Consider the following 7605-nt stretch of genomic DNA (forward strand, 5'->3'; position numbering starts at 1 on the left):
CGCAGGTGGTTACCAAAAGGGACCAAAGAAACAACTCCCAAAGAAGTCGCTTTTATTGAAAATTGGATAAACAATTATCCTAAAAAATGTTTGGACTACAAGTCACCAAAGGAATTTCTTAGTGGTGGCTAATTTCAACTTGAAATTTAGCATCCTCCTCCACAATCCCTAAATCAAACTAATTGACTTTTACCAATCATATCAGAAATACCTTTAAATTGGCTCATTAACCAACCATCATCACTCATAATATCATCTCACCAAATAATTCTTTACTAGATGAATCTCACTAGAGAAGGAAGGATAAAACATCTAACCTTCCCTTTGCCAAAAATCCCACTACTATCACATATAACTAATCTAAATTTTATGTTAATGAGTGATTTTTGAAGATTAACTATGAAATATAACTATTTGTCTTTCTTCAATGCTTTTAATATCAATCTCTCCATCCTTGAAGAATAAAGATAGGTTCTTAATGAATCACTTGTTCTCTTTAACTTATATAATAACTTTAAGTCATTATAAATGGAGCAAGATAAGCGTAATTGTTCATCTTTTCTCTCTTTTTCTAATTGAACTTGAGTAAAATCATATAGATATTTGTTACACATAGCTAATTTAGTAATCATCCCTTTTTGAGTGTAGAAGAATTCTTCTATTTGTTCTATTTTGCTAAATGAACGAAACTCCCAAAAATAGAGATACCAGATATCAAATCGCTTAACTGAAAATGTTCTTGTAAACCTTATCAATCTATCACTGGATAATTTAGCAATAATTTCTTGTAATTCATTTAAATCAGCTATTTCTATAAATCTAAAATGCTCAATACTTACTGGGATATAATATTGTTTCCTAGTTAAAGACATATAGTTAGGAATTGCCTTTTCCAAAAATAATTCAACAATCGAGTCTTGACAATTAATAACATAATCAAAATTTTTAGATATCTGATAAATATGCTGATCAATCCAAATCAATAATTTTTCATACAATAAAACAACTTCTTCAAAATACTGACTATTCTCATTATCAATTATTTTTCGAACCTCACGTTTTTGACTATGGAAATAGAAGAAAAAAACTATTGGTAATATTGTCATCAAAGACACAAGAGCTGGTAATCTTAAAAAAACATCACCAATATCTATTTTTATTTGTAGAATACCTTTTAGAGGTTCTTGAAGCTTAGACAAATAATAACTAATATCTCCTCTCACTGCTTTCAACAAAAACGAAGCAAACAAAAATGCCAAAATCATAGGTACACTTATTATATTTTTAAATATAATAAGTAATATCTGTGATAAGCTGAATTTAGATATTCCTAGCCAGACTGAACTTTTTTCACCACTACCATAAGTCACCCAACCTAAACGTAATATCCGAGTCAATCTTAGCAAATAATAATTCAATCTAATTATATAAAGTGTAATCCCTACCTTCTTCATTCTTACTGTAAATTGTCCTAGTTCATGTAAATAATAGCTTATAAAACCATGTGTTTCAATAATTACAAAATCATATATAATTAAAAAAAATAGTATCTCGAACCAAAATATAATTGTTAATAGGTATAAATTACCTCGAGAAGCTTCCATACTCATAGAAACAACTGAATTCACTATAGTTTCCTTAAAAAATAGTACTGTAAACAACAAGATGATTTTAAATATTTTACTAAATTTCATAGCCTCAACTTTCTCATAAATTTATTTTTATAGATTAGTCTCTACAATTTCTATCTATTCAGCATATTAACAATGAATGTATAGCAACCTATTAAACAACTTCGAAAAATCTTTTTCTTAGCTTTCCTTCTCCCATCGATCATATCCAATCATATATTGATTTAATGCACCCATTATAAATCTAAAGTAAGGATTATCTTCATTTTGTATAGTATGCATTTTCAGATTGGGATCCTCTATAAAATCATTTTTCTTAATCTAACTCGTGTTAAAAGTTATTCCACATTTTAGTATCAATAGTAGCATGACTACCTTCCACACAGTATTGATTAGAATACATTTATTCATTAAAAATCAACACTATAGGTTCTTTATAAAAGCCATCACTTCTGTACTTCTAATTTTGAAGCAGTTTTCAGAATACTACTGGAATATCAATTAGTTTTTACAGACAAGTCCTCAATATCTTTAAAATTGAGGACTTCGCGACATTTTGGGGCACTATAACCTTTTAAGAATTAATCGTAGCTGTAGTATACCACCTTGATCTATTCTAAATCGAGGACAAAATTCCCATGCTCATCCTTGTCATAGTCAATAAATTTTGTAGTAATAACCTGAACTACTCTATACTCAGATAACAATTTGATAAAAACACACCCCAAAAGTTACATATTAAATTTAACTTTTGGAGTGCATATCAATTACAAGGCTTTTTATATTCCCTTTCGTTCAAGGGTTCCTACTCCTTCACCAACAAGCCCACTACTTCCACATGATGGGTCTGTGGGAACAGGTCCACCGGCTGGACTTGTTTGAGGGTATAGCCTAGCTCTTGGTAGTGTTTCACATCACGCGCCATGGTGGCGGAGTTGCAGGAGATGTAGACGATGCGGTCGGGTTGGACTTGGGCGCTGCTTTGGATAAAGCTTGGGGTGAGGCCTTTGCGGGGTGGGTCGACGAAGATGACGGTTGGGCGGATGCCTTGGTCGAGCCAGTTCTGCATGGCGCTTTCAGCTTGGTCACAGACGTAGGTGACGTTGGTGATACCGTTGGTTTGGGCATTCTTTTGGCTGTCCTCGACGGCTTTGGGAATGACTTCAACGCCGTAGACGTGGGCGACTTGTTTGGCCAGGGAGAGGCCGATGGTGCCGATGCCGGAGTAGGCGTCGATGGCGATGTCGGCTGGCTGGAGATCGGCCATGTCCATGGCTACTTGGTAGAGTTTTTCAGCCATAGGGGTGTTGACCTGGTAGAAGGATTGGGCGGAGATTTCAAAGTTGTTCCCCAACATTTGGTCGGTGATGGTTTCCTTACCGTAGAGGAGGCGGAATTCCTGGCCGAGGATGGCATTGGTTTTCTGGTCATTGATGTTCTGAATGACCGACACCAGATGCGGAAATTCCTTGGTCAGTTGCTCGATCAGCTGCTCAACCCGAAAGATTTTAGGACGGGTGGTAACCAGCACCAGCATCATTTCCCCTGTGTAGTGAGCACGGCGGACCAGGATATTGCGGATCAGACCGGTGCCTTCCTTTTCATCATAGGGCTTCAAGTCCAAGCGGCGTAAGAGATTGCAGGTCGCCAGAATCAGTGCGTCAATTTCTTTTTCTTGAATGTAAAAATCTTCAATGGGGATCAAGTCATGAGAGTTTTTTCTGAAAAAACCGCTTTCCAGTTGTCCCTGGACCCGGCGAATGGGCACGGCAGCCTTATTGCGGTAGGCTAGGGGAGCGTCAGCTGCCAGGGTTGGCGCTACGTCCAAACTGTCGATGCCCGCAATTTTTTTGAGGTTCTGCTGCACCTGCTTTTGCTTGAACAAGAGCTGCTGGTCATAGTTCAGATGGCCCAAATCGGCGATGCCGGTCCGCAGATAGGTGACATTGGTAGCCTGGTTACGATGGGGCGAGACTTTTAGCCAGTCTTCGACCTTGCCATAACCGATTTTTTTCGTAACCTTGAGGACCCGCATTTGAACGACCTCTCCAGGGAGGGCATTGTCGACAAAAAAGACACGTCCGTCGACCTTGGCAATCCCTTGCCCTTCATGGCTGAGGTCAACAATTTCTACTTCAACAATTTGATTTTTTTCCAAGTTTCTCTCCTATTAATAAAGTGGAGCCTTAGGCTCCACTTTATTATTCAGCAATTAAGGTTTCCAAACCAACCTTCATCATGTCGGTGAAGGTGTTTTGGCGTTCTTCTGCAGTGGTATCTTCTTCAGGGTTCACGAGGCTATCTGAGATGGTCATGATTCCCAAAGCTTCAACATTGTGTTGGGCAGCTAGGTAATAGAGGGCGGCCGCTTCCATTTCGACTGCTTTAACGCCAAGTTTTCCGAGCTCTAGGTTCTCCTTGAAGAACTTGGAGTAGAAGACGTCTGAAGAAAGGACACTACCAACGTGGGTGGTCAAGCCCATGTCTTTGGCAATATGGTAGGCCTTATCAAGTAGATCAAAACTGGCAATTTGTGGGAAATCATACATCGGCCAGTCATTGCGGATGATGTTGGAGTTGGTTGCAGCTGCCTGGGCCAAGACCAATTCCCGGACATGAACATCGCCAGACAAGGAACCAGCGGTCCCCACACGGATTAATTTTTTAACCCCGTAGTCCACAATCAATTCACGGGCATAGATGGAAATGGAGGGCATTCCCATTCCAGTTCCCATAACACTCACACGGTGACCCTTGTAGGTTCCGGTATAGCCAAACATGTTGCGGACTTGGTTAAACAAAACCGCATCTTCTAAAAAGTTCTCGGCAATAAATTTCGCACGGAGAGGATCTCCGGGGAGTAAAATTTTATCAGCAATTTCGCCGACTTTAGCTTCAATATGGATTGACATTCGTTCTCCTTATCGTAAATCTGAGAGAAGCAATCCGGATGGATTCATCCGCCAAACTGCAAATCTCCTGATTCTTTTTATGTGGTTTAAAGTTCAGCTAGGACAGCCTTGACAAAGTTCTTGAAGTTTTCCTTGATGCCTTGGGTCACTTCAACAACTTCCTCATGATTGAGTTCTTCCTGGAAGCCAGCCGCAAAATTGGTAATGGCTGAAATTCCCAAAACCTTCAAGCCAGAATGCGCTGCGACAATAACTTCCGGAACGGTGGACATACCAACTGCGCTAGCCCCCAGAGTGCGGAAGGCACGGATTTCAGCCGGTGTTTCATAGCTAGGACCGGTTACGCCCAGGTAAACACCCTCTTGCAGTTCTAGCTCCAATTCTGCGGCAACCTTACGCGCCCGCGCCCGGTAAGCTCCAGTGTAGGCATCGGACATATCTGGGAAGCGGGGACCAAACTCATCGAGGTTTTCACCAATCAGTGGGTGTTGGCCAGTCAGATTGATGTGGTCCGAAATCAGCATCAAGGAACCTGGACCAAATTCAATTCCTCCGGCAGCATTGGTCACAATGATTCCAGTAGCACCAAGAGCCTTCATCACTCGAACCGGGAAAGTCACAACTTCCATAGGATTTCCTTCGTAGAAGTGGAAGCGTCCTTGGAGGGCCAAGACTTTCCGTCCAGCCAAGTCGCCATAAACTAGCTTACCAGCATGGCCGACAACGGTTGAACGTCCCCAGTTAGGGATGTCTGCATAGTCCACGACAATTGCGTTTTCGACTTCTTCCGCCAATTCCCCCAAGCCTGAACCCAAAATCAAACCAAATTCAGGTGCTGAAATTCCCTTGTCCTGTAGAAAAGCAGCTGTCTCTTTAATCTTATCCATCAATGTCATTCCGTGACTCTCCTTATTTTAATTGATCCAAAAAACTAGATCCAATCATGGATGGCTTCACGCCAAAGTTATCTGCGATTGTTGCCGCAACATCGGCAAAGTTGCCAATCTCGATGTGACCGCTCCCTTCCAGGCTCTTGCTGAACAGCAGGAGGGGTACATATTCACGGGTGTGGTCGGTTCCAACAAAGGTCGGATCGTTACCGTGGTCGGCTGTAATCATCAAGAGATCTTTCTCGCCCATGTTGGCGATGATTTCAGGGATACGAACGTCGAACTCTTGCAAGGAATCCCGGTAACCTTCTGGATCCCGGCGATGACCAAAGAGGGCATCGAAATCCACCAAATTGGTAAAGGATAGTCCCTTGGTAAATTCAGGGTTTTTCAAGGTTTCAACCAACTGATCGACCCCATGCTCATTGGACTGATTGTGGCCCACATCGTGAGAAATTCCGGAACCATTGAAAATATCATTGATTTTTCCAACCGCATAAGTCGGAACGCCAGCCTCCTTCAAGTTATCCAATACAGTTGCGGAAAAAGGAGAGACGGCGTAGTCATGGCGATTAGCTGTCCGGGTAAAATGGCCTGGCTCGCCCACATAAGGACGGGCAATAATCCGACCCAAGAGGGTTGGCCGGTCAAGAGTAATAGACCGCGCATACTCACAAATCCGGTATAGTTCTTCTAATGGAATGATGTCTTCATGAGCCGCAATCTGCAAGACCGGATCGGCAGAGGTATAGACAATCAATTCGCCCGTTTCCATCTGACGAGGACCGAAGTCATCAATAACAGCTGTTCCTGAATAAGGCTTGTTGGCCTCACGGATAATCTTCCGGCCTGAAAACTCTTCAATTTTTTGCAGTAGGTCCTCTGGGAAACCATCCCAGAAGGTGTCAAAAGGCTCTGTGATGTGTAAGCCCATCAATTCCCAGTGACCCGTCATGGTGTCTTTTCCAAGCGATTGCTCTTCTAACTTGGTCACATAACCGGTTGGATTGTCAACGCTGGCAACTGTTTTTAAAGGTTCAGGGCGTTGAATATTCCCCAAGCCCATTTTTTCCATTTCAGGCACCTCAAGTCCGACTGTCTCCGAGATATGCCCAAGGGTATCTGAGCCCGTATCCGGTTCTCCTGCATTAAAGAAATCAGCGGCATCTGGTGCCTCACCAATTCCTACAGAATCCATGACAACCACATGAATACGATCAAATTTTGACATTTTTTTACTCCTATTCTGCATTTAATTCTTTGATGCCAGCTTGGCCAGCAACAATCACGCGTTGAACCATCTGATTAAAGAGGCCATGCTCAACCACGCCCACCATCAAGTCCAATTCCTGGGCTAAGGCCAAGGGATCTGGAATCTCTTCCAGTTGCAAATCAATGATATAGTTCTGCATATCCGTCTTAAAATACTGGTCCCCATCCATTCGGAAGCTCGGCTTATAACCCGCCCGCTCAAACCGACGGAAGACCTGCTGTGCTCCATATTGAACCACTTCAACGGGCAACGGAAAGGCTCCTAGGCGCTTGACCAATTTGGACTCGTCAACCACCCAAATATATTCCTTGGTCGGTAGCGCTACGACTTTCTCCATCAAGAGGGCACCGCCGCCGCCCTTGATACCATTAAGGTCTGGATCCACTTCGTCTGCCCCATCAACGGTCACATCCACCTGGTCCACCTCATCAATGGACTTGAGGGGAATCCCCAGCCCCCTCGCCTGGTCGGCTGTTCGATGTGAGGTGGTCACCCCCACAATCTCCAGTCCTTCTTCTTGGACACGGCGTCCCAGCTCTTCTACAAAATAATAGGCAGTTGACCCTGTCCCAAGACCAACAACCATGCCGTTTTGCACATATCCAGCTGCGTGAATACCCGCTTGCTCCTTTAATTTTTCCATGGCAATACCTCACACTTCAGTTAGTGCTATTATACCAAAAATTCACGGGCTTTGGTAAGCTGAGTCAGTAAAAGCAGAAATCGCTTCCAATGGACTAGGTTTGTGGTGGAAAATATTCAGGAAACTTTCATACTCATTCAAATTCAAAATCTGAAAAAATCCATTCTCTATGGACAATAGATTTAAGGTCAGACCAATGCAAACTTTGAATCACTTCTTGTAGTTTATCAATCACGTCCTCAAGTGTTTTAAAGGC

6 protein-coding genes and 1 pseudogene are annotated in these 7605 nt (G+C 42.4%); 1 reads left to right on the forward strand and 6 read right to left on the reverse strand.

Annotated features, from left to right (window positions below):
- A pseudogene (locus tag HZY94_RS01375) lies at positions 1 to 132 on the forward strand (IS30 family transposase); the annotation flags it as partial.
- Positions 133 to 410: 278 nt separating this feature from the next.
- On the opposite strand, the gene HZY94_RS01380 reads toward HZY94_RS01375, so the two are convergent.
- The 6 genes from HZY94_RS01380 to rpiA all read right to left on the reverse strand — a co-directional run bounded on the left by HZY94_RS01380 (position 411) and on the right by rpiA (position 7349).
- A complete protein-coding gene (locus HZY94_RS01380) occupies positions 411 to 1694 on the reverse strand; it encodes a hypothetical protein (protein WP_179924706.1) in 1284 nt (427 codons plus the stop codon).
- A 742-nt stretch (positions 1695 to 2436) separates the two neighbouring features.
- On the reverse strand, positions 2437 to 3789 hold the full coding sequence (gene rlmD, locus HZY94_RS01385) for a 23S rRNA (uracil(1939)-C(5))-methyltransferase RlmD (protein ID WP_179924707.1): 1353 nt from the start codon (positions 3787 to 3789) through the stop codon (positions 2437 to 2439).
- Positions 3790 to 3832: 43 nt separating this feature from the next.
- Positions 3833 to 4543, reverse strand: a complete 711-nt coding sequence (deoD, locus tag HZY94_RS01390; RefSeq protein ID WP_179924708.1) for a purine-nucleoside phosphorylase — start codon at positions 4541 to 4543, stop codon at positions 3833 to 3835.
- A gap of 86 nt (positions 4544 to 4629) precedes the next feature.
- Positions 4630 to 5439: a purine-nucleoside phosphorylase gene (locus HZY94_RS01395; RefSeq protein WP_179924709.1), complete on the reverse strand. Its 810-nt coding sequence runs from the start codon at positions 5437 to 5439 to the stop codon at positions 4630 to 4632.
- A 13-nt stretch (positions 5440 to 5452) separates the two neighbouring features.
- A complete protein-coding gene (locus tag HZY94_RS01400) occupies positions 5453 to 6664 on the reverse strand; it encodes a phosphopentomutase (protein WP_179924710.1) in 1212 nt (403 codons plus the stop codon).
- Between the two features lie 10 nt (positions 6665 to 6674).
- The gene (gene rpiA, locus HZY94_RS01405; protein ID WP_179924711.1) at positions 6675 to 7349 is read right to left on the reverse strand and encodes a ribose-5-phosphate isomerase RpiA; all 675 of its coding nucleotides are present in this window, start codon (positions 7347 to 7349) and stop codon (positions 6675 to 6677) included.
- Between the last annotated feature and the right edge of the window lie 256 nt (positions 7350 to 7605).

The sequence above is a fragment of the Streptococcus danieliae genome (genome assembly GCF_013415245.1).
GTDB classification, from domain to species: Bacteria; Bacillota; Bacilli; order Lactobacillales; family Streptococcaceae; genus Streptococcus; species Streptococcus danieliae_A.